Here is a 24,708-nt window from a genome sequence, read left to right as displayed (position 1 = left end):
TGATGTCGAGGTCGTGCCTGCGGTGGCGAGATCGTGCGTGCGAGGCACGAACTCGCCAGCCCAAGCACGACCTCGCTCGCCGAGGGCGCGCGGGAGCGGGTCCGGTCAGCGACCGGCGAGGTACATGTCGACGAACGCGAAGGTCGCCGTCGCGACGAGCTGCACCGCGATCGCGGCGAGCAGCATGCCGGACAGGCGCGTGACGAGCGTCGTCCCCGAGACCCCGAGCACGCGGTGGACCACGCTCGAGAAGCGCAGCGAGAGCCCGATGACGACGTGCAGACCGACGATGCCGATCACCACGCCGGTGAGCTGCGGTCCGGTGTCCGCGTCCTGCACGGCCAGCATCGCAGCGACGATCGCGCCCGGCCCCGCCATGAGCGGGGTCCCCATCGGCACGAGCGCGACCGCGGCGCCGGAGCCCGAGGGGCCGGGCTCCTCGGCGGCCCCGCTGAGGAGCTGCATGGCCACGATGAGCAGCAGCAGGCCACCGGCGAGCTGCAGCGCGGGCACGGTGATGCCGAGGAAGTCGAGGATGTAGGGCCCACCGGCCGCGAACGCCCCGATCACCCCGAGGGAGACGCACGTGGCGGCGAGCGCCGCACGGCTGCGCTCGCGGATCGTCATCGTGGAGGTCAGGGACAGGAAGATGGGCAGGTTGCCCACCGGGTCCATGATGACGAACAGCGTGACGAAGGTGGAGACCAGGACCGCGAGGTCGACGAGGTCGCTCATCGCGCGTCCCGGTGTCCGGCGCCCGCGAGCGGGAGCGTGCCTGCCGCGACGATCCGCTCGAGCTGGCCCGGGTCGGTGAGGTGGTCGCCCAGGCGGTTGGTCTTGCCTGTGCCGTGGTAGTCCGAGCTGCCCGTGACGAGCAGGTCGTGCCGCTCGGCGAGGCGCCTGAGCCCGGCGCGCGCCTCGTCGTCGTGGTCGAGGTGGTCGACCTCCAGCCCGAGCAGGCCGGCCTCGATCGCCTCGTCCAGCGCCCGGGCAGTCAGCGCCCGGCCGCGCTGCGCCCACGGGTGCGCCATGACCGGCACGCCGCCCGCCTCCCGGACGAGCCCGATCGCCTCGCCCACGTCGGGCGCGTAGTGCGGGACGTAGTACTTCGTGCGGTTGGCGCACGGCCCGCCGGGCGCGAACGCGGCGTTGCGGTCCGGCACGTGTCCGGCGGCGACGAGCGCGTCCGCGATGTGGGGCCGGCCGACGGTGGTGCCGTCGTCGACGTGGCGCAGGACGTCCTCCCACGTGATCGGGAAGTCCACGGCGATGCGCTCGACCATCATCCGGGCCCGGTCCAGCCGGGAGGAGCGGGCCCGCTCGGTGCGCGCGAGCAGGCCCGGATGCCCGGGGTCGAACAGGTAGGCCAGCAGGTGGATCGAGCGTCCCTCGTGCTGGGTGGAGACCTCCATGCCGCGCAGGATCGTCACGCCGAGGCGCTCCCCCGCCGCGACGGCGTCGGCCCAGCCCGCCGTCGTGTCGTGGTCGGTGACGCCGAGGACGTCGATGCGTGCGGCGGCGGCCGCCTCGACGAGTCCGGTCGGGCTGTCGGTGCCGTCCGAGACCGTCGAGTGCGTGTGGGGGTCGATCCGCGCCGTCGTCACCGGACGGAGTGTACGGGCGCGCGCGGTGCGACGATGGGGGCATGACCTCCTCCTCCGACGCCACCCGGTCCGCCACTCCCGCCGACGGCCAGCCCGTCGAGGACCGCGGCTCGAACCGGTCCCAGCGCCCCAGCTCGGCGGCGTTCCGTGCCTTCATCGCCGACGGCTGGGAGGAGACGGAGGCCCCGCTGCCCGACCGCCTGCCGTCCGCGGACACGGCGGCGGCGGCGCGCGCGGCCATCTCCCTCGAGCTCCCCGGCGAGCGGCTGGTCCTCCCGGGCGGCGACCTGCGCGTGCGCAGCAACGACACGGACCACCCGTTCCGCGCCCACTCGGCGTTCGCCCACCTCACGGGCTGGGGCGCGGCGACCGAGCCCGACTCGGTGCTCGTCCTGCACCCCGAGGGCGACGGCCACGAGGGCGTCCTGTACCTCCGCCCGCGGGCCGGGAAGGACACCGAGGAGTTCTACGCCGACTCCCGGTACGGCGAGCTGTGGGTCGGGGTGCGGCCCTCCTTGGAGGAGGTCGCTGCCGCCACCGGCCTGCGCACCGCGCACATCGACACCCTGCGGGACGACCTCGCCAAGGACGCCGGCGTCGGGCAGGTGCAGGTCCGCCTCGTCACCGGCGCCGATCGGGCGGTCACCGCGCTCGTCGACGAGGTGCGCGCGCAGGCCGGCCTCACGAGCACCGCCGGCGCGGACGCCGAGCTCACCGAGCGGCTGTCCGAGATCCGGCTCGTCAAGGACGAGTGGGAGGTCGGCGAGATCCGCTCCGCGGTCGCCGCCACCGCCCGGGGCTTCGAGGACGTGGTCCGCTCGTTCCCCCGGGCGTCCGGCCACGAGCGGGGCGAGCGCGTCGTCGAGGGGGCGTTCGCGGCCCGGGCCCGCGAGGACGGCAACGGCATGGGCTACGAGACGATCGCGGCCGCCGGCAACCACGCGAACACGCTGCACTGGATCCACAACGACGGCGAGGTCCGGCCCGGCGACCTCCTCCTGCTCGACGCCGGCGTCGAGGTCGACTCCCTGTACACCGCCGACGTCACGCGCACGCTCCCGGTGGACGGCGTCTTCACCGAGCCGCAGCGCCGGGTCTACCAGGCGGTCCTCGACGCGGCCGACGCGGCCTTCGCCGTCGCCGCCCGGGTCGGCGAGGGCGGCGCGCGCGTCCGGTTCCGTGACGTCCACACCGCGGCGATGGAGGTCGTCGCCGCCCGCCTGGCCGAGTGGGGGATGCTGCCCGTCGACGCCGCCACGTCGCTCAAGCCCGACGGCCAGTACCACCGCCGGTGGATGGTGCACGGGACGTCGCACCACCTCGGCCTGGACGTCCACGACTGCGCGCAGGCCCGCCGGGAGATGTACCTCGACGCCGAGCTCGTCCCGGGCATGGTCTTCACGATCGAGCCCGGCCTGTACCTGCGCGCCGACGACCTCAAGGTGCCCGCGGAGCTGCGTGGGATCGGCGTGCGGATCGAGGACGACGTGCTCGTCACCGAGGACGGGGTGGAGAACCTGTCGGCCGCCCTGCCCCGCACGCCGAGCGCGATCGAGGCGTGGATGGCAGACCTGCGCGGCTGACCTCGCTCGCGTGGTCGACCGTCCACGACGGGGCGGCGGGTTCGTCGACCGAGCAGGCCTGCTGAGCGCCCGCCCGGTCGTCGACACCCCTGCCCGGTCCCCGGGGAACGGTCGCGCTCCGGCTACCCCGCTCGGTCCGCGGCCAGGTGCTCGCGCGCGAACCTGAGCGACTCCATGCACATCGTGCGTCGCTGCAGGGACGACACCGACCGGGTGTTGATCTCCACGACGACGGAGCCGCCGAACCCGGTGTCCCGCAGGTGGGCCAGGACCTCGGCGCACGGCTGGTTGCCGTGACCGGGCACCAGGTGCTCGTCCTTGATCGTCCCGGAGCCGTCCGTGAGATGCAGGTGCGCGAGCTTCTTCCCCAGCGAGCGGACCATCGCCATCGTCGCCTCGGCGTCCATCCCGGAGGTCGCCGCGTGGGACAGGTCGATCGTCACCGAGCCGTAGTCGTGCTCGGTGGGGTCCCAGCCCGGTGAGTAGGCCTTGACGTGCGCGCCGCCGGCCTGGGCCTGCCAGGTGAACATGTTCTCCACGGCGAGCCGCACGCCGTCGCGCGTCGCCTCCCGCTCGGCGACGGCGTCGACGAACTGGCGGGCGTACTTCCGCTGCCACCTGAACGGCGGGTGCAGCACGACGACGTCGGCACCCACCTGCGCCGCGAGGTCCACCGACCGGTCGACCTTCTCCCACGGGTCGCGGCCCCACACGCCCTGCGTGAGCAGCAGCGTGGGCGCGTGGATCGCGTGCACGGGCAGGCCGTACTTCCGCGACAGCGCGTTGATGAGGCGTGGCTCGCGGGACTCGGGCGCGGTGAGCACCATGATCTCCACGCCGTCGTAGCCGAGCTCCGCCGCCATGGCGAAGGTGTCCTCCACCGACCCCGGCATGACGGAGGCCGTGGAGAGGCCGACCGGGATGCTCACGGCTGGTCGGGCCCGCCCGCCTCGGTGGCCGGGCGGTTCTCCGCGGCCCCTCGGTGCTCGTCCGCCTCGCGCAGCTGGGCCTCGGCGTGTGCGCGCTGCTCCGGGGTGAGGTCCTCGAGGCGGGCGCCGTAGCGCGGCGTGCCGTCGACGCCGGGGGCGAAGCCGGTCGGCGCCGGGCGGCCGGGCTGATCCTCGACACCGGTGTCCTGCTGCACCTCTCCGGGCGCGCTGCGGGTCCCACGGGCGCCCGGGGTCCAGGCGTCCTGGCCGCCGCCGGCCACCGCTCCGCCGGCACCGGCCGCAGCGCCGCCGGCACCCTGAGCGCCGGCGCCATAGGCACCGCCGCCGTGCGGGCCCGCGGGCCCGCCCGCGCCGGAGGGCGCCGCCTGCGCCCGGGCGGTCGTGGCGGGCGCGTCGCCGATCAGGCCCGCCGAACTCAGGGCGGCGCGCATCTCGTCGGCGGCCGTCGGACCGGCGATGACCACGTACCGCTTGGCGACGACCGTGCTGGCCGAGGTGAAGTCGCGGGTCTTGGGCCGGACCGCGTAGCTGACGATGCCCAGCAGCACGCCGAAGGCCGCGCCGACGAGCACGGGGATGACGAAGTCGACGAGCCCGAAGTTCCCGATGACCAGCCACATGACCAGAGCCATCATCAGACCGAACCAGGCTCCGGTGAGCGCGCCGGAGCCGGCCACCTTCCCGTAGTCGAGCCGCCCGGTGATGCGCTCCACGAGCCGCAGGTCCTCCCCCACGATCGACACGAGGCGCACGTCGTGATCGTTGTCGGAGAGGTGGTCGACGGCCCGCTGCGCCTCCTCGTAGCTGGAGTAGGCGGAGATCTGGACCCCCGTGGGGATCGATTGCGCCTTCGCACCGAGCGGCTGGTTCGTGATGGACATGGGCCCAGTATCCCGCTCGCCCCGACCCGGCCGCCACCGCGCACCGCGCACCGCGCACCGTCCGCCACCGCGCCCCGCGGGCCGTCCGCCGCGTGCGACCTGCCCGCCCGTGGTTACGCTGCGCTCGTGACAACCACCACGCCCCGACCGACCACCGTCGCGCGCGTCTACGTGGCCCGGCTCGCCGGTACCGCCGTCTTCGACCCGATCGGCGACCAGGTGGGGCGGGTGCGCGACGTCGTCCTGCTCACCCGGGTCCGGGCCGCGCCGCGCGCCGTCGGGCTCGTCGTCGAGGTGCCCGGCCGGCGCCGCATCTTCGTGCCGCTGACCCGCGTCACGGCGATCGAGCCCGGGGCCGTCATCACCACCGGACTGCTCAACCTGCGCCGGTTCCAGCCAAGAGCGGCGGAGCGCCAGGTGGTCGGCGAGCTCCTCGACCGACGGGTCACGCTGGCCGACGGCTCGGGCGAGGCGACCGTCCTCGACCTCGCGATCGAGCAGCAGCGCAACCGGGACTGGCTCGTGACGAAGGTCTTCGTCCGCCGCCACCGGCCCCGGGCGACGTTCCAGCGCGGGGAGACCCTCGTCGTCGGGATCGAGGGCATCACCGACCTCACCGGTGCGGCGCTGTCCCAGGGCACCGAGTCCCTGCTCGCCCAGCTCACCGACCTCAAGCCGGCCGACGTCGGGGACGTCCTGCACGACCTGCCCGACCACCGCCGGCTCGAGGTCGCCGCCCAGCTGCCGGACGAGCGCCTCGCCGACGTGCTCGAGGAGATGGGTGAGGACGACCGGGTCCACATCGTCTCCGGCCTCGACCTCGAGCGGGCGGCCGACGTGCTCGACGTCATGCAGCCCGACGACGCCGCCGACCTCATGTCCGAGCTCCCCGAGTCGACGGCCGCGGCACTGCTCGAGCGGATGGAGCCGGACGAGGCGGAGGACGTGCGCCGCCTGCTGGCCTACGACGAGCACACCGCCGGCGGCCTCATGACGACCGAGCCGGTGATCCTCCCGCCGGAGGCCACCGTCGCGACGCTGCTCGCCCACGCGCGCCGCCGCGACGTCCCCGCCGCCCTGGGTGCGCTGGTCTTCGTCGTCCGCCCACCGCTGGAGACGCCGACCGGGCGGCTGCTCGGCGTCGTCCACCTCCAGCGCGCGCTGCGCGAGCCACCGGTCACGGCCGTCGGCACGCTGCTGGACACGGACATCGACCCGGTGCTGCCCACCGACGGGCTCGGGAAGGTGACCCGCCTGCTCGCGACCTACAACCTCACCGCGCTGCCGGTGGGCGACGAGGACGGACGCCTCCTCGGCGCCGTCTCCGTCGACGACGTCCTCGACCACCTCCTGCCCGAGGACTGGCGCGAGGCCGACGGTGACGTCACCGACGAGGCCATGGACGAGAGCGTGGAGGAGCGGCGAACCGATGACTGACCGGCTCGACACACCGACGACCAGACGCCCCCGCCTCCTGCGTCGCACGAGCGATCCCGACCGGGTCGGGCGCGTCTCGGAGTCCGTGGCGACGTTCTTCGGCACGCCGCGGTTCCTCATCTACCTCACGGTGTTCGTCGTCGTGTGGCTCGCCTGGAACACGTGGGGGCCGGCCGACCTGCGGTTCGACTCGCAGGAGTTCGGCTTCACGGTCCTCACCCTCATGCTGTCGCTCCAGGCGTCGTACTCGGCCCCGCTCATCCTGCTCGCGCAGAACCGCCAGGTCGACCGGGACCGGGTCTCGGCCGAGCAGGACCGCCAGCGGGCCGAGCGCAACCTCACCGACACCGAGTACCTCACGCGGGAGATCGCCTCGCTGCGCATGGCCGTCGGCGAGGTCGCCACCAGGGACTTCGTGCGCTCGGAGCTGCGCGACCTGCTCGCCGACGAGGTCGCCGACCGGGACCGCCGCATCGTCGAGCTCGAGAAGGAGCTGGCCGGGCTGCGCGGAACCGTCACCGACGACGCGCACGCCCCACGGGACGACACCCGCGACGGCGCCGGACGCGCCGGCCCCGCGGGCGATGCCGGTCCGGACGCCCCCGGTCGGGGTGACCAGACGCACCGGGACGCGGGCCCGGGGCTGCCTACCATGGAGGCATGACCGCCCCCACGATCGAGTCCGTCCGCGCCGAGCTGACAAAGGTCATCGACCCCGAGATCCGCCGCCCCATCACCGAGCTGGGCATGGTGCGCAGCATCGACATCGGGGAGGCGGGTGACGTCGAGGTCGGCATCGACCTCACGACGGCGGGTTGTCCGCTGAAGGACACGATCACCCGCGACGTGACGAACGCCGTCGCCGCGCTCGACGGCGTGAGCGGCGTCAGCGTCGCGATGGGCGTCATGACCGAGGAGCAGCGCAAGGAGCTGAAGACGCAGCTCCGGGGCGGCGTGCCGGAGCCCGAGATCCCGTTCAGCAAGCCCGGCAACCTCACGCGCATCTACGCGGTGACGTCCGGCAAGGGCGGCGTGGGCAAGTCGACGGTCACCGCGAACCTCGCCACGGCGATGGCCGCGACCGGCCTCAAGGTCGGGGTCCTCGACGCCGACATCTACGGCTTCTCGATCCCCCGCATGCTCGGGGTCGAGCTGCCACCGACCAAGGTCGACGACATGATCCTCCCGCCCGTCCAGCACGACGTGAAGGTCATCTCGATCGGCATGTTCGTCCAGGACCGCCGCCCCGTCGTATGGCGCGGGCCGATGCTCCACCGGGCGCTGCAGCAGTTCCTCGCCGACGTCTACTGGGGGGACCTCGACGTCCTCCTCCTCGACCTTCCGCCCGGGACCGGGGACATCGCCATCTCGGTCGCGCAGCTGCTGCCCGGCTCGGAGATCCTCGTGGTCACCACCCCGCAGGTCGCCGCCTCCGAGGTGGCCGAGCGCGCCGGCACCATCGCCGAGCAGACCCGGCAGAAGGTCGTCGGCGTCGTGGAGAACATGAGCTGGTTCGAAGGGCCCGACGGCACGCGCACCGAGCTGTTCGGCTCCGGCGGCGGTGCGGAGACGGCCCGCAGGCTCAGCGAGACGCTCGGCTACGACGTCCCGCTGCTCACCCAGCTCCCGCTGGAGGTCCCGGTCCGTGAGGCCGGCGACACCGGCGTCCCGGCGACCGTCTCCCCGGCCGCCGCGTCGTCCCCCGCGACCGTGGCCCTCCTCGACCTCGCCAGCCGCCTCGGCACCCGCGCGCGGGGACTCGCGGGTCGCTCGCTCGGCGTCACCCCGGTCTGAGCGCCACCGACGCACCCGCACACCACCCGTCGACGCGGCCACGCGTGTCGAAGAGCCACCCATGACCAAGGAGCACCGCGCATGACCGCGACCGGCCTGTACCTCGAGGACCTCACGGTCGGCGACGAGATCACGAGCGCGACCTACCGCCTCGAGGCCGAGGAGATCATGGAGTTCGGTCGCCGGTACGACCCGCAGCCCTTCCACACCGATCCCGAGGCGGCCGACGGGACGTTCTTCGGCGGCCTGGCCGCCAGCGGGTGGCACACCGCCGGCGTGACGATGCGCCTCGTCGTCGAGAGCGTGCCGCTGGCCGCCGGCGTCATCGGCGCCGGGGCCGAGCTCGAGTGGCCGCGCCCCACGCGGCCGGGCGACACGCTCCGGGTCGTCAGCACGGTCCAGGAGATCCTGCCCTCACGCTCGCGGCCGGACCGCGGCATCGTCGTCGTGGAGTGCCGCACCCTCAACCAGGACGACGAGCTGTGCCAGCGGATGGTCACCAAGCTGGTCGTCATGCGCTCCCCCGGGTCGGTGGAGGCGCCGGCGGAGAGCTGAGCCGCCGCAGGACCGACGCACGGTCGGGTCGCGTCCGGGTCGGACGTCACCGACCGGTCAGGTCGCGTCCGGGTCGAACGGCGCCGGGCGGGTCGGGTCGACCGGGTCGGCCCGCGGACGCTCCGGTGCGCCGTCCGGGTACCCGGCAGTTCCGGCGAGGCCCGACGCCACCGACCCCGCGGCGGCACCCGAGGCGCCGGAGGACGCCCCCGTGTACTCGGCCGGCGTGGCAGGACGGGCGGTGCGCGCCGGCTCCTTCATGGCGTCGGCGACGATCCGGCGCGGATCGTACTGTCGCGGGTCGAGGGACTTGAGGTCGTCCAGGTCGTCGCCGAGCTCGGCACGCACCTTGTCCCCGGTGTCCCGGGCGACGGCCACCACGCGCCGCACGACCCGCGCGAGCTGGCGCGAGAGCTCCGGCAGCTTCTCCGGTCCGACGACGAGGAAGCCCACGAGCAGCAGGACGACGAGCTCGCTCCCGCTGATCCCCATGGCACCCCATCCTAGGCGGGGGGCATCACACCTCCTCCTCGACCTCCGCGAGGGTGACCTCGACCTCCTCCTCGTTGCCGTCGCGCTCGATCGTCAGCGTGAGGGTGTCGCCTCCCTGGTGCGACCGGACGAACACGATGACCTCCGACGGCTCCGTGACGGGGGTGCCGTCGACGGCGGTGATGATGTCGCCGGGCTCGATCCCGGCCTCGTCGCCGGGGCCGTCGGGCACGATGCCGTTCTCGTCCTCGACCACGCGCACGCCCTCGCCGAAGTAGCTGGGGTCGAGGCTGATGCCGATCTGGGCGAAGGAGGCGGTCCCGTCCTCGATGAGCTGTCCTACCGTGATCTCCACCTGGTTGGACGGGATGGCGAAGCCGAGCCCGATACTGCCGGGAGTTCCACCGCCCTCGCCCGACGTCGCGTAGATCACCGAGTTGATGCCGACGACCTCGCCGTCGTAGTTGAGCAGCGGCCCGCCCGAGTTGCCGGGATTGATCGCCGCGTCGGTCTGGAGCGCGTTGATGTAGCTCTCGTCGCCCGGCGCCCCGGCGGTCACGGGCCGGTTCCGGGCCGAGATGATCCCGGCGGTGACCGTGCCGGTGAGGCCGAGCGGGGCTCCGACGGCGATGACGAGGTCACCGACGACGACCTCGTCGGAGTCGGCGAGCGCGAGGGGCGTGAGGTCCTCGCGCGGCACCTGGAGGACCGCGAGGTCGTACCCCGGCGAGCGGCCGACGAGCTCGGCCTCCTCCTGGGTCCCGTCGTGGAAGGTCACGGTGAGCCGGCCGTCGATGCCGGGCTCGACCACGTGGTTGTTCGTGACGATGAGGCCGTCCTCGGAGTAGATCATCCCCGTGCCGGTGCCGCCGACCTGGCCGCTGCGGGCCTCGATGTAGACGGTCGAGGCGAGCGCGATGTCGGAGATCTGCGCGACCGAGGCGTCCGGGCGGTCGACCCCGACCGCTCCGCTCTCGGACTCCGCGGAGTCGCTGGTCTCCCCCTCCTCGTCGGCGGCGTCGGTGGACCCCTCCGGGAACAGCCAGCGGCCCCCGACGGCGCCGAGCACGAGCCCGGCCAGGAGCGCGACGACCGTGAGCAGGGCGACGATCGGTACGGCGACCCCCCTGCGACCTGCCCGGCCCGACCCGGAGCCGTCGCCCGCGGCAGTGCTCCGGTCGGCGCCCGAGCCGTAGCCGCCGGAGCCGAACCCGCCCGCACCCGCGCCGCCGCCGTGACCACCGGGACCGAACCCGCCGGAACCGCCGCTGAAGCCCTGCCCGGTTCCTCCGCCGACACCGGGGGCGGACCCGTGGTCGGACGCCCCGGCGGGCGCGGAGAAGCCGTGACCGGGCCGGTAGGCGGCGTCGTGCCCGCCCGGCCCCCCGCCCGAGGGCCCACCACCGACCGCGGTCGAGGACGACGCGGCCCCGTGGGCACCGGCGCCGGACGCGGCAGACGGTGCGGGTCCGCCCGGTCCGTACCGGCCCTCGGCGCCGGACCCGGCGCCGGTCGGCCCCGGGTACCCCGGCGCGGTCGGGTCGGCGCCGTCGGGTCCTGCCGGCCCGGGACCCTGCGCGCGAGGGCCCCCGGCCGCGTGCCCGGACCCGGGGCCCGCGGCCGCGGGTGCCGCGCCGGATCGAGCCACGCCCGCACCCGCCTCACCACCGGGGGCCGGGGCCACGGGGGCCGTCTCCGACGTGCCGTCGAGGGCGCGCGTGGCCCCGGTCGCCGAGCCGCCCGACGGAGCCTCGCCGCCCGAACCCACGTACTGCGGTCCGGTGCCGGTCGGGCGTGCGGACGGCATCGGCTGGCGTGCCCCCGAGGGCATCCACTGGCCCTCGCCCCGGGCCTCGGCCCGCTCACGCGGCGCACCGATCGGTCTCGCCGGGTTCGCCGGGCGCTGGTCCGGCGCGCCGGGCCCGCCCTGCGGGCCTGACTGGGCGTGCCGGCCGGCCGGCTCGTCGTCGTGCTCTGCGGGCGGGGCGAACCGCGAGTACGGGCCCCCCTGCGTCGGGTCCGCAGGACCCTGGCGTCCGTCCGGGTGCCGCTCGTCGTCACGCGCACCCGGCCCGGCGGGGAACTGTCTCTCGTCGGCCATGTGACCCTCCTTCTGTCGGGCATACGGTATCGCCGCGCGGTGCTGGTCGTGGCACGGGCGCGGTGGAGCGCTCCCCCGCGGCAGCCGGTTCGCGGCCCGCCTCCCGGCGTGCGGCGGCCCGGCGCATACGATCGGGGGCAGTCGGGCACGCCGTGCCGTGTGGAGGGAGCATCGAATGTCGGTCGACAAGGCGCAGTCGTGGGCCTACGCGGAGGAGTTCGTCCCCGAGGAGGACGTCATCGCCGGGGCCCGGGCACGCTCCGAGGAGCTCGGCGTCACGCCCGTCTCCCCGGGCACCGGTGCGGTGCTGCGCCTCCTGGCCGCGACCGTCCAGGCCAGGGTGGTCGCCGAGATCGGCACCGGCACCGGCGTCTCCGGCCTCTGGCTGCTGTCCGGCATGCCCGCCGACGGCGTCCTCACCACGATCGACGTCGAGGGCGAGTACCAGCGCTCGGCCCGCGAGTCCTTCCTCGCGCTCGGTGTCCGTCCGGCCCGCACGCGCCTGATCTCGGGCCGCGCGCTCGACGTGGTGCCGCGCCTCGCGGACGGCGCCTACGACCTCGTGCACGTCGACGGCGACCCGGCCGAGGCTCCGGAGGCGGTCGAGCAGTCGATCCGCCTGCTGCGCCCGGGCGGCGTCCTCGTCGTCTCCGGCGCGCTGTCCGGGGACCGCGTGGCGGACCCAGCCCGGCGGGACGACACGACGGTCACGGCGCGCGAGCTCGTCCGCTCCCTGCGGGAGGACGAGCGGCTCCTGCCGACGCTGCTCACCGCGGGCACCGGCGTGGTGGCCGCCGTCCGCATCTGATCCTCCGTCCGCGATACCGCCCCTCACCGGCGCCCGGTCAGTCCTCCGGCGTCCCGTCCCGGCCGAGCTCGGCGAGCCACCGCACGATCACCGCGGCCCCCACCCCGGTGGGCGCCCCCTTGGGCAGCCGCTTGCCGCCGGTCGAGCGCCCGGTGCCGGCGATGTCCAGGTGGGCCCAGCGCCGGCCCTCGGTGAACCGGCGCAGGAACAGGGCGGCGAAGATCGTGCCGCCCACGGCGTGCACGTCCGCGCGCGGCGTCTGCCGCAGATCGGCGAGGTCGGAGTCCAGCGCCGCCTCGGAGTCCGCGGGCATCGGCAGGCGCCAGAGCGGCTCGCCGGCCGCCTCGCCCGCGGCGGACAGCTCCGCGGCGAGGGCGTCGTCCGTCGCCACCATCGCCGTCGTCGAGGTACCGAGCGCGATGCGTGCGGCACCGGTGAGGGTGGCGACGTCGAGGATCACGTCCGGATCGGCCACCTCGATCGCGTGGGTGAGGCCGTCGGCGAGGACGAGCCGCCCCTCCGCGTCCGTGTTCGCCACCTCGACGGTGCGTCCCGACAGGGTGCGCACGACGTCCCCGGGCCGGTAGGAACCGCCGCCGAAGGAGTTCTCCGCGAGCGGGAGGACGGCGGTCACGGCGTGCGGGAGGCCGAGCCGCGCCGCCGCGAGCACCGCGGCAAGCACGGTGGCCGAGCCCGCCATGTCGGTGGTCATCGTCAGCATGCCGTCGGTCGGCTTCTTCGACAGCCCGCCGGTGTCGAACGTGATGCCCTTGCCGACCAGGGCCACCCGCGAGCGCACCGGCCCCGGCGGCGTCCAGGTCACGGTGACGAGCCGCGGCGGCGTGGGAGAACCCGCGCCGACGGCGAGGATCGCGCCCGCGCCCCGCTCGTCGAGCGCCCGCTCGTCCTGGACGTCGACGCTCACGCGGCCGCGGACCGTCGGCTCGAGACCGTCGACGAGGTGGCGCACGGCGGCCGCGAGCCACGCGGGGTTCTTCACGGTCGACCGAGTCGCGGTCAGCGCGCGGGCCTGGTGCGTGGCGGTGACGGCCTCGCGGGCCAGCGCGGTGGCGTCGTGGTCCGTGCCGCCGGGCACGAGCAGCTCGACCTCGGCGACCGGTGCCTTCGTGGCGTCGTCGTGCGCGGCGGTCGGCAGCCGGTAGGCGTCCAGCCACAGACCCGCCGCGAACGCCGCGACGTCGTCGCCCGGCGAGGACGGGTCCGGGTCCTCCGCGACGACGACCGCGGCCGTGGTGCCGGCGAGGGCGCGGCCGGCGGCCAGCCCGGCGGCGCGCAGGTCCGGCGCCCGGCCGGTGCCGGCCCGGACCAGGTGCAGCACGGGCGGCAGGCCGGACCAGGGGACGTCGACACCGTCGAGCTTGCGTGGGAGACGCACCGTGCGCACGGCGCCCGCCGCCCCGCCTCCCCCGGCCTCGGACTCCGCCTCGACGTCGACGCCGTAGCGCTCACCGACGGCGCGGGCCCGCGGGCCCGGTCCGTCCGCCCCGAGGAGGAGGACGACCGCCCCGGGCGCCGGATCGCCGCCGAGCGCCTCCTCCCACGGGCGGTCGCTCATGCTCAGCCCGGGCAGCACGGCGTCCGGAAGGTCGACCTGCGGGCCGGTGGTCTCGGTGGTGCGCACGGCGGTCCTCCGTTCACGCCGACGGCCGGCCGCTGGGCGGCCGGCCGTCGGCAGGTGGTGCGTCGGTCAGGAGGCGACGGCGGAGAGCGCCTCGCTCAGCTCGCCGGCCTCGGTCGCGTTGAGCTCGACGACCAGGCGGCCACCACCCTCGAGCGGGACGCGCATGACGATCCCGCGGCCCTCCTTCGTCACCTCGAGCGGCCCGTCCCCGGTCCTCGGCTTCATCGCTGCCATTGCCGCACCTCTCGTTCTCCTGCATCATCGGGCCCGCCGCGAGACGGGGGCCTGCCCCGTACCGACCGCGCGGGCACCATGGCCTCGTACATTCTAGGTCAAGACGCGCCGGAGGTAGCAGGGTGCTGTATGGTCCGGCCTCCCCGCTGACCTGCCACGCCGGTCAGTGCGCAGCCATCTCGCCGTCCGGCGTCGAGCCGTCGGGGCGCGGGTAGGTGTCCGGGTCCTCGTCGGGGAAGATCTCGCCCTGGTACTCGGGGTGCATGAGGTTGCGCCTGGAGAGCAGCTCGTCGACCCGCGCCTCGTCCAGCAGGCCCATCTCGAGCACGACCTCCTTCACCGACCGGCCGGAGCGGGCCGCCTCCTTGCCCACGAGGTCACCGTTGTGGTGGCCGATGACGGGATTGAGGTAGGTGACGATCCCGATGGAGCCCAGGACGTCCGCGAGACCGACCTCGGGGTTCGCCGTGATCCCCACGACGCACTTCTCGCGAAGTCCCTTCGAGGCGTTGCGCAGCAGGTCGACGGACTCGAAGAGCACCTGGGCGATGACCGGCTCCATGACGTTGAGCTGGAGCTGGCCGGCCTCTGACGCCATCGTCACGGTGACGTCGTTGCCGATGATGTTGAAGCACACCTGGTTGACGACCTCGGGCATCACCGGGTTGACCTTGGCGGGCATGATCGACGACCCGGCCTGCAGCTCGGGCAGGTTGATCTCGTTGAACCCGGCGCGCGGGCCGGACGACAGCAGCCTCAGGTCGTTGCAGATCTTCCCGAGCTTGACGGCCACGCGCTTGAGCCCGGCGTGCATGGAGACGTAGGCACCGGTGTCCGACGTCGCTTCGATGAGGTTCTCCGCGGGCTCGACGGGCAGCCCGGAGACCTCGGCGAGCTTGGCGACGGCGAGCTCGGAGTAGCCGGTCGGGGTGTTGAGCCGCGTGCCGATCGCGGTGGCCCCGAGGTTGACCTCGAGGAGCAGCTCGGCGAGCCGGGACAGGTGGCGGACCTCCTCGTGCAGCAGCACGGCGAAGGCGGTGAACTCCTGGCCCAGGGTCATCGGCACGGCGTCCTGGAGCTGGGTGCGCCCCATCTTCAGGACGTCCGCGAACTCCTCCCCCTTGGCCCCGAACGCGTCCGCGAGGCGGGCGATCTCCGCCCGCAGCTCGTGCACCACCGAGTACACGGCGAGGCGGAAGCCCGTGGGGTAGGCGTCGTTCGTGGACTGGCTCTTGTTGACGTGGTCGTTGGGGTTGACGACGTCGTACCGGCCCTTCGGCAGCCCGAGCGTCTCGAGGGCGAGGTTGGCGACGACCTCGTTGGTGTTCATGTTGACCGACGTGCCGGCGCCGCCCTGGAAGACGTCGATCGGGAACTGGTCCAGGCACCGTCCGCCGACGAGGATCTCGTCGCAGCCCGCCGCGATCGCCCGCGCGATCCGCGGCTCGATCGTGCGCAGCTCGCCGTTGGCGAGCGCGGACGCCTTCTTGACCTGCACCATCGCCCGAACCATCGCGGGAAAGTCGCTGATCCTCGACGAGCTGATCCGGAAGTTGTCGATCGCCCGTTGCGTGTGGATCCCGTAGTACGCGTCCGCGGGCACCTCGACCGTGCCCAGCAGGTCCTCCTCGGTCCTGGTCGTCATCCGCGCTGCTCCTCGCCCTCGGGTGGTCATGGGTGGTCCGACCTCGGGACCGTCGGACCAGTGTCCCGGATCGCCGGCTACTCGGGCCGACCGGCGCCCTCCTCCTCGGCGGCCTGCTGGGCCCGCTTCTCGTCGGCGAGCCGGTGCACCCGGGACAGGACGGCGTCGACGGCCTCCTCGGCGGTGTCCACGACCGGCACGAGCTCGACGTCGTACTCCGAGATGGTGCCCCGCTCGAGCATGGTGTCGGTGAGCCAGTCGACGAGGCCGGACCAGAACGCGGTGCCGACCAGGACGATCGGGAAGCTCGTCACCTTCTGCGTCTGCACGAGCGTGAGCGCCTCGAAGAGCTCGTCCATCGTGCCGAACCCGCCCGGCAGGACGACGAAGCCCTGGCTGTACTTGAGGAACATCGTCTTGCGGGCGAAGAAGTAGCGGAAGTTGACGCCGAGGTCGACGTACTCGTTCATGCCCTGCTCGTGCGGCAGCTCGATGCCCAGCCCGACGCTGAGCCCGCCCCCCTCGACCGCGCCGCGGTTGGCGGCCGCCATGATGCCGGGGCCGCCGCCGGTGATCGTCGCGAAGCCCTCGCCGGCGAGCAGCCGGCCGACCTCGCGCGCGATCTCGTACTCGGGCGACTCCTCGCCCAGCCGTGCGGAGCCGAACACGGAGATCGCCGGGCCCAGGTCGGCGAGCGCCCCGAAGCCCTCGACGAACTCGGACTGGATGCGCATGACCCGCCACGGGTCCTGGTGGACGAAGGAGGCGTCCTGGTCGGGCGCGAGGAGGCGCGCGTCGGTCGTCTGGTCGGGGATCTGCTGGCGGCGCAGGAGTACTGGCCCCTTCCGGTACGTGTCGTCGGTCCGACGCTGTGGCCCTCGTTCGGCGCTCATGGCACCAGTGTGGCGCACCGACCAGGGACGGTGCGCACCCCCGCCACGGGTCAGGCTCCCCGCCCCGCGGCGGCGAGATCGAGGTCGGGGGCGAGCCACGCGGCGAGCGCCCGGGCGCAGTCGCGCACCTGGTCCGTCGGGCACCGCTCGTCGTCGGCGTGGGCCAGCATCGGGTCGCCGGGGCCGAAGTTGAGCGCGGGGATGCCGAGCTCGGCGAACCGGGCGACGTCGGTCCAGCCGTACTTCGGTCCGACGCTGCCGCCGGTCGCGCCGGTCAGCTCGGCCACGGCGGCGGCCAGCACGGGGTCGTCGAGCCCGGGCCGGGCCCCGCCGGCCGCGTCGGTGACGACGACCTCGGCGTCGATGCCGGCGAGCACGGCGCGCACGTGCTCGACCGCCTCGTCGACCGATCGCGACGGCGCGAAGCGGTAGTTGACGCTCACCGTGCAGGCGTCGGGGATCATGTTGGTCGCGATCCCGCCGGTGATGCCGACGGCGTTGAGGCCCTCACGGTAGACCAGGCCGTCGACGGCGACCTCCGCCGGCTCGTAGTCCGCGAGGCGCTCGAGGACCTCCCCGGCCGCGTGCACGGCGTTGTGGCCGCGCCAGGCCCGCGCGGAGTGCGCGGTGACGCCCCGGGTGGTGACGTCGACGCGGAGCGTGCCGTTGCAGCCGCCCTCGACGCCGCCGGCGGTGGGCTCCCCGAGGACCGCGACGTCCCCCGCGACCCACTCCGGGTGCTCGCGCACGACGCGCCCGAGGCCGTTGCGGTCGGCGTCGACCTCCTCGTTGTCGTAGAAGACCCAGGTGACGTCGTGCTGCGGCCCGGTCAGGCGGGCCGCCAGCCAGAGCGCCACCGTGACCCCGCCCTTCATGTCGACGGTGCCGCGCCCGACCAGCACCTGGGCGCCGTCCTCCTCGACGAGCTCGGTGGGAAGGTTGTCCGCGAGCGGGACCGTGTCGATGTGGCCGGCGACGACGATCCGGGAGGCACGGCCGAGGTGCGTCCGTGCGACGACCGTGTCGCCGTCGCGCAGGACCTCGAGGTGCGGCTGGGCGCGCAGGGCGCTCTCGATCGCGTCCGCGAGCGGCGCCTCGGCCCCCGAGACGGACGGGACGTCGCACACCGCCCGGAACAGGTCGACGACGTCGCTGCTCGCGAGGTCGGGAAGCTGCGTGGCGGTCGTGGGGGGCAGGCCGGTACTGGCGGGGTCGCTCACCGAGCCAGGGTAGCCGGACCGCCGGCGCACCCGCGCGGAGTCTCCCCCGCGGGTCACACCGACTGCGTGACCGCGGGCGCCTCCGTCAACCACTCCTCGAGTTCGTCGGCCGGGAGGCGCTCCACGTCGGAGTCCGGGTCGTAGTGGGCGACCCCGACGCCGTCGGGGAGCTCGACGAGCACCTCGAGCGCGTCCTCGTCGTCGTCGAACCGGTCGCTGCTCCCCCAGGACGCCAGCACGAGCACGGGAGCCTCGGGCGCGCCCCAGGCGCACTCGACCCCCGAACCGTTGGCACCCAGCATCCGGTAGCCGCTGCCGTCGGCGAGAACCGCCTCGTCGAGGCCCGCCCGCTCGGCGACCTCGCCCTCGGCGCCGAAGACGTAGGTGCACAGGGCCTCGTGCACGTCGACCTCGTCGGTCCCGGGCCCGGCCGGCCCGAACTCGACCGAGCCGTCGTCCGCGAGATAGCCCTCCGACCGCAGCAGCTCCTCCGCCTCGGCCCGCTCGTCGTTCCCGGACGGCGCGTCCGACGACCCGGACGGCGCGTCGGTCGGGCCGGAGGGCGTGGGCGAGCAGGCAGCCAGGCCCGCCACGCAGACCGCCGCCGCGAGCCACCGTCGCGGCGTCATGACTCGGACCCGGCGACGTGGAGGGTGCGCGCCGCCTCCGTGATCGACCCGGACAGCGAGGGGTAGATCGTGAACGCGTTGGCGACCTGGTCCACCGTGAGCCGGTGGGTGACCGCGAGCGTGATCGGCAGGATGAGCTCGCTGGCGCGGGGGGCGACGACGACGCCGCCGAGCACCGTGCCCGTGGCCCGGTCGGAAATCATCTTGACGAACCCGTCGGCGATGCCGAGCATCTTCGCCCGCGGGTTGCGGGCCAGCGGCAGCATCGAGATCGCCCCGTCGACGCTTCCCGAGGCGCAGTCCTCGGCCGTCGCGCCGATCGTCGCGATCTCGGGCGCCGTGAAGATGTTGGCGGACACGATGGACAGGTCCAGCGGCTGGACGGCGTCGCCGAGGGCGTGCCACATGGCGATCCGGCCCTGCATGGCGGCCACGGAGGCCAGCGGGAGCACGCCGGTGCAGTCGCCGGCCGCGTAGACGCGGAACGCGCGGGTGCGCGAGACCCGGTCGACGACGACGTGCCCGGAACCGGTCCGCTCGACACCGGCCTCCTCGAGCCCGATCCCGTCCGTCGCGGGGACCCCGCCGACGGCGACGAGGCAGTGCGAGCCCTCGACCACCCGGCCGTCGGTGAGCTCGACCTCGACGCCGTCCCCGACCCGGCGCACGGCCGCGGCCCTCGAGCGGGACAGGACGGTCATCCCGCGTCGCCGGAACACGTCCTCGATGAGCCCGGCCGCGTCGGCGTCCTCACCGGGCAGCACCCGGTGGCGGGAGGAGACGAGCGTGACCCGGGCGCCGAGCGAGTTGTAGGCGCTCGCGAACTCCGCGCCGGTGACGCCGGAGCCGACGACGACCAGGTGCTCGGGCAGCTCGTCGAGCGCGTACATCTGCGCCCAGGTGAGGATCCGCTCGCCGTCCGGCTCGGCGGTCGGCAGGACCCGTGGGGTCGCGCCGGTGGCGACGAGGACCATCTCGGCCTCGAGCTCGCGGACGGTGCCGTCGGCCAGGGTCGCGGTGACGCGACGCGTGCCGCCGGCGGACAGGACGCCGCCGAGGGCCCCGGTGCCGTCGACGATCTCGACGCCCTCGCGTACGAGCCGGCCGCGGATGTCGTCCGACTGGCGGGCGGCGAGCTCGCGCACCCGCGCGTTGACGACCCCCAGATCGGCGTACAGGTCGCCGACGCCGCTCTCGGGGACCTCGTCGGAGCGGATGCCGAGCTCGTGGGCGGAGTCCGTGACGGTGAGCCACTCGGCGGTGGCGATGAGGGTCTTGGAGGGCACGACGTCGGTGAGCACGGCGGACCCGCCCGGGCCGTGGCGCTCGATCAGCGTGACGCGGGCACCGAGCTGGGCCGCGACCAGTGCCCCCTCGTAGCCGCCCGGCCCGCCCCCGAGGATGACGACGCGGGACCCGCCGCGGACCTCCGAGGGGCCCGGACGTTCGGTGCCGGCGTGCGGCGTGGTGCTCGGGCCGGTGGTCGGTGCGGGGGCGGCCCCTGCGGTCGGCGGTGCGCTGGTCGTCTGGCTCACGGCGCCCATGCTCCCAGAGTCCGCGTAGCCGGAGCGCCGCACGGGGGGCCGGGTCGTCCGCATGCCGGGTCGCCTGCCCGCCGGTCCGCCCGCCCCGCACGGGCGGCCGGGAGACCGGGCCCGCCGCGTCGCGGCCCCGCCCCGGCGCGCAGTAGGTTCGGGGGATGACCGATGCGCAGGACAGCGAGACCGCACCGATCGTCGTGGGGCCGGACGTCATGGGCCGGGCCCGCGACTGGGCCGACCAGGACCCGGACCCGGACACCCGGGCCGAGCTCACCGGGCTCATCGCGCTCGCGGGGACCGACCGCGACGCGGCGACGGACCTCGCGAGCCGGTTCGACGGACCCCTCGAGTTCGGCACCGCCGGGCTCCGGGGCGAGATCGGCGCCGGCGAGAGCCGCATGAACCGCGCCACCGTGACGCGGGCGACTGCGGGACTCGTGGCCGTCCTGCGCGAGCACGTCGGCGACGGCCCGGTCGTGGTCGTCGGCCACGACGCACGGCACGGCTCGCACGAGTTCGCTCGCGACGCCGCGGAGATCGTCTCCGGAGCCGGCGGTCGGGCGCTCCTCCTGCCCCGTCCCCTGCCGACCCCGGTGCTCGCATTCGCGGTGCGGCACCTGGACGCGGACGCCGGGATCATGGTGACGGCCTCCCACAACCCGCCGGCCGACAACGGGTACAAGGTCTACCTCGGTGGCCGCACCGTGCCGACCGAGGAGCGCGGCGCACAGATCGTCGCGCCCTGGGACGCACGGATCGCCGAGGCGATCGCCGCCGTCGGCGACCTGCGCGAGCTGCCCCGCGGGCAGCGCGAGGGGCTCGGCGAGGAGATCGTCGACGCCTACCTCGACCGGGTCGCCACGCTCGCTCCCGGCGGCGCCGCCGAGGGGCTGACGATCGTCCACACGTCCATGCACGGCGTCGGCGCCGAGGTGGCGCGGGCGGCGCTGGCGCGCATCGGTGCGAGCGACCTGAGCGAGGTCGCCGAGCAGCGGGACCCGGACCCCGACTTCCCCACCGTGTCGTTCCCCAACCCCGAGGAGCCGGGCGCCCTCGACCTCGCGCTCGCCGCGGCCCGCCGCGTCGGGGCCGACCTCGTCATCGCCAACGACCCCGACGCCGACCGCTGCTCGGCCGCCGTTCCCGCGCCGCACGCCGCGGGCGGCTGGCGCCAGCTCACGGGCGACGAGATCGGCGCGCTCCTCGGCACACAGGCCGCGCGAGCGGCGTCGGACGCCCGCGACGGGCATTCTCCGGCGGCCGCCGGGCAGCGGCCGGTCCTCGCGAGCTCGGTGGTCTCCTCGCGGCTGCTCGGCAAGGTCGCTGCCGCGCACGGGCTCGACCATGCGGTCACCCTCACCGGCTTCAAGTGGATCGCGCGCGCGCCGCGGATCGTGTTCGGCTACGAGGAGGCGATCGGCTACTGCGTCGACCCCGAGGGCGTGAAGGACAAGGACGGGATCTCCGCCGCGGTCCGGCTCGCCGCGCTGGCCGGCACCGCGCGGCGGGAGGGTCGCACGCTGCAGGACCTGCTCGACGACCTCGCGCTGGAGCACGGCGTGCACGTCACCGCCCCGCTCACGGTGCGGGTCACCGACCTGTCCCTCATCTCCCGGGCGATGACACAGGTCCGCGAGCAGCCGCCGACGGACCTGGCCGGCTCCCCCGTCGTCGTCTCGCTCGACCTCGTTCACGGGTCCCGGGACCTGCCGCCGACCGACGGCGTGGTGTGGGAGACGGAGGTCGGCGACCGGGTCGTCGTACGTCCCTCCGGCACCGAGCCGAAGCTCAAGTGCTACCTCGAGGTCGTCGTCGGGGTCGGCCAGGCCGGCCTGGCGGCCGCCCGCGAGGCGGCCGACCTCCGGATGGCCGCGCTGCGCGAGGACGTCGCCGCCGCGATCGGGATCTGATCGTCCCTCCGCCCGCACGCCCGAGGGGGACCTGATCCTCCCTCAGCGCGTGGCGGGCACGGGAAGCAGCGCCCAGGCGACGTGCGACCAGGAACCGAGTGCCTTGAGCGGGACGGACCGGGCGAGCAGGTCCGCCACGGGCACCTGGTGGTCGAGCCCGCGCGAGGGCTCGTAGATCGTCAGCACCGGCGCGCCCGAGTCGTCGACGCCGCGTCCGCTCCCGCGGTCGACGGCAGGCAGGGCGAGCACCACGTGCCGGGGCACCGCGACGCCGAGGCCGCCGCCGAGGTCGCCCGAGGTGTACAGGGGGACGGGCACGCCCGCCAGCGTCGCGGAGTGGACGGCGGCGAGGACCTGTGCCCCGCGCTCGGAGCGGTCGTCGACCGGGGTCCACCGGTAGCGCACACCGGGGAACCGGGCCACGCGGGCCGCCGCCCAGGGCGGCGTGCCCAGCCGGTCGGGCCAGTCGGCGATCGCGAGCGCCCGCCGGGAGGTCCTCCGCTTGACGATCCGCTGGGCGGCGTCGAACCGACGCTCCGGCGAGTTCAGCGTTAGGCCGTCGCCGGCCAGGGCCGCGGTCTCGGCGTCGTCCGGGATCTCGGGCCGCGCACCGGCCGGCCGGGTGCCGTCCGCGATCCAGCGCTCCAGCGCCGGGTCCCCGAGCGCGGCGAGGACGACGAGGGTGGCCGACCCGCACGTGGTCCGGTCCCGCTGGACGGCGTGCGCGCCGCCGATCTCCGCGCGGACCCCGGCGAGCAGCCGCGCGTCGCCGACGCTCGCGGCACGCGTGGTGTCCTCGGTGAGCCCCGCCGCGCGCGCCGGCAGGACCAGCGCGGACAGCCGCCTGGCCAGGGGCGTCGTGCGCACGGGGCGGGCGAACGGGTCGAGCAGCGTGGACAGGGTGACGTGTGCCCACGGGCGGGGCGCCGGCGTCGTCATGCGCCCAGCGTGCCCCGCGGTGGCGTCCGGCGCCAGGGTCACCCCGAGATCCGCGCGAGCACGACCTCGCCGACCGGTGGGGCTGCGTCGCCGACCTCGAGGGCCCCGTCGAGCGCCTCGAGGGCCCGGGCCACCCGCGGCTCGTCGTCGGTGTGCAGCGTGAGGATCGGCTGCCCGGCGGCGACCGGCTCGCCGGGTCGCACGAGGATCTCCACGCCCGCGCCGGACTGCACCGCGTCGCCCTGCCGGGCCCGTCCGGCCCCGAGCCGCCAGGCGGCCACCCCGACGCCGTAGGCGTCGAGCCGCGTGAGCACCCCCGCGCGCTCGGCGACGACGTCCTGGGTGTGGCGCGCCGTCGGGAGCGCGGCGTCCGGGTCTCCGTCCTGGCCGGCGATCATCCGCCGCCACACGTCCATCGCGCGGCCGTCGTCGAGCGCGGCGGCGGGGTCGGCGTCGGCCTTGCCGGCGGCGTCGAGCATCTCGCGGGCGAGCGCGAGGGTGAGCTCGCGGACGTCGGCCGGTCCCCCGCCGGACAGGACCTCGACGGACTCGCGGACCTCGAGGGCGTTGCCGACGGTGCGACCCAGCGGGACGCTCATGTCCGTGAGCAGGGCGGTCGTGGCGACGCCGGCGCGCTCGCCGAGCTCGACCATCGTGGTGGCGAGCTCGCGGGCGCGGTCCTGGTCCTTCATGAACGCGCCGGAACCGACCTTGACGTCGAGGACGAGCGAGTCGGTCCCCTCGGCGATCTTCTTGCTCATGATCGAGCTGGCGATGAGCGGGATCGCCTCCACCGTGCCGGTCGTGTCGCGCAGCGCGTAGAGCTTCTTGTCGGCGGGGGCCAGGCCGGTTCCGGCGGCGCAGATGACCGCGCCGACCCCGTCGAGCAGCCCCATGATCTCGTCGTTCGTCAGGGCCGCGCGCCAGCCGGGGATCGACTCGAGCTTGTCGAGGGTGCCACCGGTGTGCCCGAGGCCACGGCCGGAGAGCTGCGGGACGGCCACGCCGAAGACGGCAACGAGCGGCGCGAGCGGGAGGGTGATCTTGTCGCCGACGCCCCCGGTGGAGTGCTTGTCCGCCGTCGGGCGTCCGAGGGAGGAGAAGTCCATGCGCTCCCCCGACGCGATCATCGCGGCCGTCCACCGGGCCGTCTCGGCGGCGTCCATGCCGCGCAGGTAGACGGCCATGGCGAGGGCCGCCATCTGCTCGTCGGCGACGACGCCGCGCGTGTAGGCGTCGACCACCCAGTCGATCTGGTCCTCGCTCAGGGGTGCACCGTCGCGCTTGGTGCGGATGACGTCGACGGCGTCGTGGCTCTCGGTCACGTGGGCTCCTCAGGTGCTCGGTCGGCCCGCCAGGCCGCGATCCGGTCGATGTCCTTGCTGCCGAACGCGCCGGGCAGCATCTCCTCGATGGTGGCTCTCCCGCCCGGGACGGCCAGGACCATCCCCGGCGCGGCGTGCTCCGCGAGGAGCTGGCGGCACCGCCCGCAGGGGGTGAGCGGCTCTCCGTCGGCACCGACGCAGGCGAACGCCACCAGGCGGCCGCCCCCGCCGAGCACGAGGTCGGAGACCAGGCCGCACTCGGCGCAGAGGGTGACCCCGTACCCGGCGTTCTCCACGTTGCAGCCCGAGACGTACCGGCCGTCGTCGACGAGCGCGGCCGCGCCGACCGGGAACCGCGAGTAGGGGACGTACGCCATCGAGCACGCGGAGCGGGCGAGCGCCGTCAGGCGCTGCCACACGTCCGGACCGGGCGCGTCCGCGCCGAGCACGTCCGCGTCGCCCGCGTCCGCACCGCCCGTGTCCGGGCCGGCCGTACCCGAGCCGTTCGGATGGGGACGGGACATC

Annotated in this window: 23 protein-coding genes; 7 read left to right on the top strand and 16 right to left on the bottom strand. The window is 74.8% G+C overall.

Going from position 1 to position 24,708, the window contains the following annotated elements; translation table 11 throughout:
- Window positions 1-105: 105 nt before the first annotated feature.
- The gene (locus ACZLKG_RS06920) at window positions 106-735 is read right to left on the bottom strand and encodes a MarC family protein (RefSeq protein ID WP_425708212.1); all 630 of its coding nucleotides are present in this window, start codon (window positions 733-735) and stop codon (window positions 106-108) included.
- Complete coding sequence (locus tag ACZLKG_RS06915; protein ID WP_463648308.1) at window positions 732-1,604, bottom strand: PHP domain-containing protein; 873 nt, start codon at window positions 1,602-1,604, stop codon at window positions 732-734. The genes ACZLKG_RS06920 and ACZLKG_RS06915 overlap by 4 nt, the downstream gene beginning before the upstream one ends.
- A gap of 41 nt (window positions 1,605-1,645) precedes the next feature.
- Between ACZLKG_RS06915 and ACZLKG_RS06910 the strand changes: the two genes are divergently transcribed.
- Window positions 1,646-3,187 (top strand): aminopeptidase P family protein, encoded by a 1,542-nt coding sequence (locus ACZLKG_RS06910; protein WP_463648307.1) that lies wholly within the window; start codon window positions 1,646-1,648, stop codon window positions 3,185-3,187.
- 122 nt (window positions 3,188-3,309) lie between these two features.
- On the opposite strand, the gene ACZLKG_RS06905 is transcribed toward ACZLKG_RS06910, so the two are convergent.
- Entirely contained in the window at window positions 3,310-4,116 is an 807-nt protein-coding gene (locus ACZLKG_RS06905) for a sugar phosphate isomerase/epimerase family protein (RefSeq protein WP_463648306.1), read from the bottom strand.
- Window positions 4,113-5,018, bottom strand: a complete 906-nt coding sequence (locus ACZLKG_RS06900; protein WP_463648305.1) for a YflT domain-containing protein — start codon at window positions 5,016-5,018, stop codon at window positions 4,113-4,115. The genes ACZLKG_RS06905 and ACZLKG_RS06900 overlap by 4 nt, the downstream gene beginning before the upstream one ends.
- Window positions 5,019-5,144: 126 nt before the next feature.
- Here ACZLKG_RS06900 and ACZLKG_RS06895 point away from each other — a divergent pair, with 126 nt between their 5' ends.
- The 4 genes from ACZLKG_RS06895 (at window position 5,145) to ACZLKG_RS06880 (ending at window position 8,804) form a co-directional block, all read left to right on the top strand.
- Window positions 5,145-6,455, top strand: coding sequence for a magnesium transporter MgtE N-terminal domain-containing protein (locus ACZLKG_RS06895; RefSeq protein ID WP_463648304.1), 1,311 nt, complete (start codon window positions 5,145-5,147; stop codon window positions 6,453-6,455).
- Entirely contained in the window at window positions 6,448-7,119 is a 672-nt protein-coding gene (locus tag ACZLKG_RS06890; protein WP_425708218.1) for a DUF1003 domain-containing protein, read from the top strand. Before ACZLKG_RS06895 ends, ACZLKG_RS06890 begins: the two co-directional genes overlap by 8 nt.
- Window positions 7,116-8,249 (top strand): Mrp/NBP35 family ATP-binding protein, encoded by a 1,134-nt coding sequence (locus ACZLKG_RS06885; RefSeq protein ID WP_425708219.1) that lies wholly within the window; start codon window positions 7,116-7,118, stop codon window positions 8,247-8,249. The genes ACZLKG_RS06890 and ACZLKG_RS06885 overlap by 4 nt, the downstream gene beginning before the upstream one ends.
- 81 nt (window positions 8,250-8,330) lie before the next feature.
- Window positions 8,331-8,804 carry a MaoC family dehydratase gene (locus tag ACZLKG_RS06880; RefSeq protein ID WP_463648303.1) on the top strand — a complete coding sequence of 158 codons (474 nt, stop codon included), beginning with the start codon at window positions 8,331-8,333 and terminating at the stop codon, window positions 8,802-8,804.
- Window positions 8,805-8,861: 57 nt separating this feature from the next.
- Here the strand turns inward: ACZLKG_RS06880 and ACZLKG_RS06875 are convergent, their stop codons facing one another.
- Window positions 8,862-9,296, bottom strand: a complete 435-nt coding sequence (locus ACZLKG_RS06875; protein ID WP_425708221.1) for a twin-arginine translocase TatA/TatE family subunit — start codon at window positions 9,294-9,296, stop codon at window positions 8,862-8,864.
- Between the two features lie 25 nt (window positions 9,297-9,321).
- The gene (locus tag ACZLKG_RS06870; RefSeq protein ID WP_463648302.1) at window positions 9,322-11,397 is read right to left on the bottom strand and encodes a S1C family serine protease; all 2,076 of its coding nucleotides are present in this window, start codon (window positions 11,395-11,397) and stop codon (window positions 9,322-9,324) included.
- 175 nt (window positions 11,398-11,572) lie between these two features.
- Here ACZLKG_RS06870 and ACZLKG_RS06865 point away from each other — a divergent pair, with 175 nt between their 5' ends.
- The gene (locus ACZLKG_RS06865; RefSeq protein ID WP_425708223.1) at window positions 11,573-12,205 is read left to right on the top strand and encodes an O-methyltransferase; all 633 of its coding nucleotides are present in this window, start codon (window positions 11,573-11,575) and stop codon (window positions 12,203-12,205) included.
- 37 nt (window positions 12,206-12,242) lie between these two features.
- Here ACZLKG_RS06865 and ACZLKG_RS06860 read toward each other — a convergent pair whose 3' ends face one another.
- From ACZLKG_RS06860 to ACZLKG_RS06830, 7 genes are all read right to left on the bottom strand, one after another.
- The gene (locus tag ACZLKG_RS06860; RefSeq protein ID WP_463648301.1) at window positions 12,243-13,847 is read right to left on the bottom strand and encodes a leucyl aminopeptidase family protein; all 1,605 of its coding nucleotides are present in this window, start codon (window positions 13,845-13,847) and stop codon (window positions 12,243-12,245) included.
- A gap of 66 nt (window positions 13,848-13,913) precedes the next feature.
- Entirely contained in the window at window positions 13,914-14,081 is a 168-nt protein-coding gene (locus tag ACZLKG_RS06855; protein WP_425708225.1) for a DUF3117 domain-containing protein, read from the bottom strand.
- A gap of 163 nt (window positions 14,082-14,244) precedes the next feature.
- Entirely contained in the window at window positions 14,245-15,726 is a 1,482-nt protein-coding gene (gene aspA / locus ACZLKG_RS06850; RefSeq protein WP_463648300.1) for an aspartate ammonia-lyase, read from the bottom strand.
- 77 nt (window positions 15,727-15,803) lie between these two features.
- The gene (locus ACZLKG_RS06845; protein ID WP_425708227.1) at window positions 15,804-16,619 is read right to left on the bottom strand and encodes an LOG family protein; all 816 of its coding nucleotides are present in this window, start codon (window positions 16,617-16,619) and stop codon (window positions 15,804-15,806) included.
- A 50-nt stretch (window positions 16,620-16,669) separates the two neighbouring features.
- Window positions 16,670-17,815 carry a succinyl-diaminopimelate desuccinylase gene (dapE, locus tag ACZLKG_RS06840; RefSeq protein WP_463648330.1) on the bottom strand — a complete coding sequence of 382 codons (1,146 nt, stop codon included), beginning with the start codon at window positions 17,813-17,815 and terminating at the stop codon, window positions 16,670-16,672.
- Between the two features lie 77 nt (window positions 17,816-17,892).
- Entirely contained in the window at window positions 17,893-18,468 is a 576-nt protein-coding gene (locus ACZLKG_RS06835; protein WP_425708229.1) for a hypothetical protein, read from the bottom strand.
- Complete coding sequence (locus tag ACZLKG_RS06830; RefSeq protein WP_463648299.1) at window positions 18,465-20,003, bottom strand: NAD(P)H-quinone dehydrogenase; 1,539 nt, start codon at window positions 20,001-20,003, stop codon at window positions 18,465-18,467. Before ACZLKG_RS06830 ends, ACZLKG_RS06835 begins: the two co-directional genes overlap by 4 nt.
- A gap of 218 nt (window positions 20,004-20,221) precedes the next feature.
- Here ACZLKG_RS06830 and ACZLKG_RS06825 point away from each other — a divergent pair, with 218 nt between their 5' ends.
- Complete coding sequence (locus ACZLKG_RS06825; protein WP_463648329.1) at window positions 20,222-21,919, top strand: phospho-sugar mutase; 1,698 nt, start codon at window positions 20,222-20,224, stop codon at window positions 21,917-21,919.
- A gap of 42 nt (window positions 21,920-21,961) precedes the next feature.
- Here the strand turns inward: ACZLKG_RS06825 and ACZLKG_RS06820 are convergent, their stop codons facing one another.
- The 3 genes from ACZLKG_RS06820 to ACZLKG_RS06810 are packed head-to-tail and all read right to left on the bottom strand — an operon-like array spanning window position 21,962 to window position 24,707.
- The gene (locus ACZLKG_RS06820; protein WP_425708232.1) at window positions 21,962-22,858 is read right to left on the bottom strand and encodes a hypothetical protein; all 897 of its coding nucleotides are present in this window, start codon (window positions 22,856-22,858) and stop codon (window positions 21,962-21,964) included.
- A gap of 38 nt (window positions 22,859-22,896) precedes the next feature.
- Window positions 22,897-24,183 (bottom strand): thymidine phosphorylase, encoded by a 1,287-nt coding sequence (locus tag ACZLKG_RS06815; protein WP_463648298.1) that lies wholly within the window; start codon window positions 24,181-24,183, stop codon window positions 22,897-22,899.
- On the bottom strand, window positions 24,180-24,707 hold the full coding sequence (locus tag ACZLKG_RS06810; protein WP_463648297.1) for a cytidine deaminase: 528 nt from the start codon (window positions 24,705-24,707) through the stop codon (window positions 24,180-24,182). Before ACZLKG_RS06810 ends, ACZLKG_RS06815 begins: the two co-directional genes overlap by 4 nt.
- Between the last annotated feature and the right edge of the window lies 1 nt (window position 24,708).

Source organism: Georgenia sp. Z2081 (assembly GCF_055326445.1).
Note: the sequence above shows the minus strand (reverse complement) of the source record. Positions and strands in the feature narration are given on the sequence as shown.

Coding starts and splice junctions, on each gene's coding strand:
- ACZLKG_RS06920 (WP_425708212.1), bottom strand. CDS start 735: ATGAGCGACCTCGTCGACCTCGCGGTCCTGGTCTCCACCTTCGTCACG.
- ACZLKG_RS06910 (WP_463648307.1), top strand. CDS start 1,646: ATGACCTCCTCCTCCGACGCCACCCGGTCCGCCACTCCCGCCGACGGC.
- ACZLKG_RS06900 (WP_463648305.1), bottom strand. CDS start 5,018: ATGTCCATCACGAACCAGCCGCTCGGTGCGAAGGCGCAATCGATCCCC.
- ACZLKG_RS06890 (WP_425708218.1), top strand. CDS start 6,448: ATGACTGACCGGCTCGACACACCGACGACCAGACGCCCCCGCCTCCTG.
- ACZLKG_RS06885 (WP_425708219.1), top strand. CDS start 7,116: ATGACCGCCCCCACGATCGAGTCCGTCCGCGCCGAGCTGACAAAGGTC.
- ACZLKG_RS06880 (WP_463648303.1), top strand. CDS start 8,331: ATGACCGCGACCGGCCTGTACCTCGAGGACCTCACGGTCGGCGACGAG.
- ACZLKG_RS06875 (WP_425708221.1), bottom strand. CDS start 9,296: ATGGGGATCAGCGGGAGCGAGCTCGTCGTCCTGCTGCTCGTGGGCTTC.
- ACZLKG_RS06870 (WP_463648302.1), bottom strand. CDS start 11,397: ATGGCCGACGAGAGACAGTTCCCCGCCGGGCCGGGTGCGCGTGACGAC.
- ACZLKG_RS06865 (WP_425708223.1), top strand. CDS start 11,573: ATGTCGGTCGACAAGGCGCAGTCGTGGGCCTACGCGGAGGAGTTCGTC.
- ACZLKG_RS06855 (WP_425708225.1), bottom strand. CDS start 14,081: ATGGCAGCGATGAAGCCGAGGACCGGGGACGGGCCGCTCGAGGTGACG.
- aspA (WP_463648300.1), bottom strand. CDS start 15,726: ATGACGACCAGGACCGAGGAGGACCTGCTGGGCACGGTCGAGGTGCCC.
- ACZLKG_RS06845 (WP_425708227.1), bottom strand. CDS start 16,619: ATGAGCGCCGAACGAGGGCCACAGCGTCGGACCGACGACACGTACCGG.
- ACZLKG_RS06835 (WP_425708229.1), bottom strand. CDS start 18,468: ATGACGCCGCGACGGTGGCTCGCGGCGGCGGTCTGCGTGGCGGGCCTG.
- ACZLKG_RS06825 (WP_463648329.1), top strand. CDS start 20,222: ATGGGCCGGGCCCGCGACTGGGCCGACCAGGACCCGGACCCGGACACC.
- ACZLKG_RS06820 (WP_425708232.1), bottom strand. CDS start 22,858: ATGACGACGCCGGCGCCCCGCCCGTGGGCACACGTCACCCTGTCCACG.
- ACZLKG_RS06810 (WP_463648297.1), bottom strand. CDS start 24,707: ATGTCCCGTCCCCATCCGAACGGCTCGGGTACGGCCGGCCCGGACACG.